Source organism: Sporichthyaceae bacterium, from assembly GCA_036493475.1.
Taxonomy (GTDB): domain Bacteria; phylum Actinomycetota; class Actinomycetes; order Sporichthyales; family Sporichthyaceae; genus DASQPJ01.
Map to the genome: position 1 here is coordinate 1 of DASXPS010000206.1, position 2,088 is coordinate 2,088.

General features: G+C 68.3%; 2 protein-coding genes. Both read right to left on the reverse strand.

Going from position 1 to position 2,088, the window contains the following annotated elements:
- Positions 1-207: biotin carboxylase N-terminal domain-containing protein (locus VGJ14_19705; protein ID HEY2834653.1), on the reverse strand; the 207-nt coding region annotated here is incomplete at its 3' end.
- Between the two features lie 12 nt (positions 208-219).
- Positions 220-1,815 carry a carboxyl transferase domain-containing protein gene (locus tag VGJ14_19710; protein ID HEY2834654.1) on the reverse strand — a complete coding sequence of 532 codons (1,596 nt, stop codon included), beginning with the start codon at positions 1,813-1,815 and terminating at the stop codon, positions 220-222.
- Positions 1,816-2,088 lie beyond the last annotated feature (273 nt).

A 2,088-nucleotide genomic window follows, 5' to 3' on the forward strand; every position in this document is an offset into this window, starting at 1 on the left:
GATCAGCTCGCCGCGCAGGTAGGTGTCCGCGGGTGCGGTGCCGGGCAGCCGCACTGCTTCGTCCGCCTCGGCGACGAACAATGCGTCGGCATCCGCATCGGAATACACCACCGCAGTGGCGATGCCCAGGGACCGCGCACCGCGGAGAACCCGACGCGCGATCTCGCCGCGGTTGGCGACGAGGACCTTCGTGATCTGGCGTGGCATTCTGACGGTCCCTTACATTCGGAAGACGCCGAAGCCGCGCCGGCCCTGCACCGGGTTGTTGTGCGCGGCGGACAGGCTGATGCCCAAGACGGTGCGGGTGTCGACGGGGTTGATGATCCCGTCGTCGTAGACCTTGCCGGACATGAAGAACGCGTGCGACTCGCGGTCGATCTGCGCCTCGATGGCCGCCGTGCGCGCGGCGTCCTTCTCCTCGTCGAACTCCTTGCCGGACGCGGCGGCAGCGTCGCGGGCCACGATCGACAGCACGCCCGCGAGTTGCTGCGGGCCCATCACCGCGGTGCGCGAGTTCGGCCAGGTGAACAGGAAGCGCGGCTCGTAGGCGCGGCCGCACATGCCGTAGTTGCCGGCCCCGAACGAGGCCCCGATGAATACCGTGAAGTGCGGCACCGCGGAGTTGGCCACCGCGTTGATCAGCTTGGCGCCGTCCTTGATGATGCCGCCCTGCTCGAAGGACTTGCCGACGATGAAGCCGGTGGTGTTCTGCAGGAACAGCAACGGGGTGTCCGTCTGGTTGCACAGCTGGATGAACTCGGTGGCCTTGTTGGCCTCCTCGCTGAAGATCACCCCGCGGGCGTTGGCCAGGATGCCGATCCGGTAGCCGTGCAGGGTGCCCCAGCCGGTGACCATCGAGGTGCCGTAATCCGGCTTGTACTCGGAGAACTCGCTCGCATCCAACAATCTGGCCAGGACCTCGTGCACGCTGAACGGCACCCGCAGGTCGGCGGAGGCGATGCCGAGCAGTTCGGCCGGGTCGTAGAGCGGATCGACCACCGCGAGCGGCGCCGGGCCCAGCTTGCGCCAACCGAACGAGCGCACGATCTGCCGGCCGATGCGGATGGCGTCGCGTTCGTCGACGGCCATGTAGTCGGACAGGCCGGAGACGAACGTGTGCATCCGGGCGCCGCCGAGTTCCTCGTCGGTGGCGACCTCACCGGTGGCCATCTTCACCAGCGGTGGGCCACCGAGGAACACCTTGGACTGCCCGTCGATCAGCACCGAGTAGTCGCACATGCCGGGCACGTAGGCGCCGCCGGCGGTGGAGTTGCCGAACACCAGGGCGATGGTCGGGATGCCCATCGCGGAGAGCTGGGTGAGGTCGCGGAACAGTTGCCCAGCGGGCACGAACAGGTCGGCCTGGGTGGGCAGGTCGGCGCCGCCGGACTCCACCATGTTCATCACCGGCAGGCGGTTTTTCCGCGCGATGTCCAGCGCGCGCAGCATCTTGCGCCAGGTGTAGGGGTTGGAGGTGCCGCCCTTGACCGTGCCGTCGTTGGCGATAAACACACACTCGACGCCCTCGACCACGCCGATGCCGGTGACCACGCTGGCGCCGACGGTGAAGTCAGTTCCCCAGGCGGCCAAGGACGACAACTCGAGGAACGCCGAACCCGGGTCCACCAACAGGTCGATGCGCTCTCGGACGGCCAGCCGCCCACGGGCCCGGTGGCGGGCCATGTAGGCCTCGCCGCCGCCGGCCCGGGCCTGGGCGAGGGCCTCGTCGAGGAGCTTGAGCATGCCCTCGTTGTGGGCCCGATTGGTCCGGAATTCCTCACCGTGGACGTCGAGATCAGAACGCAGAATCGGCACGCGCGTCCTCCGGTGAAGGGTTCGGCGGACGCTGCCCGCGTCCGGTTCCGGCGGTCGGGATCGAAGCGATCATCACACACCGCCCGCCGTTGTTTATCGACGTTAACATGGCGGCGCACGCGATGTCCACACCGGGTCCCCGGCAGAATGGGTTTCAGGCCTCCGCCGCGGGTGCCTCGACATCGGTCGCCGGACGGTTTCGGGCAGCGCGCAGACGGTTCGCCCGGCCCTCTGCGTTGGGCAGCGGGACCAATGGGGTGGTGACCAGCGCAT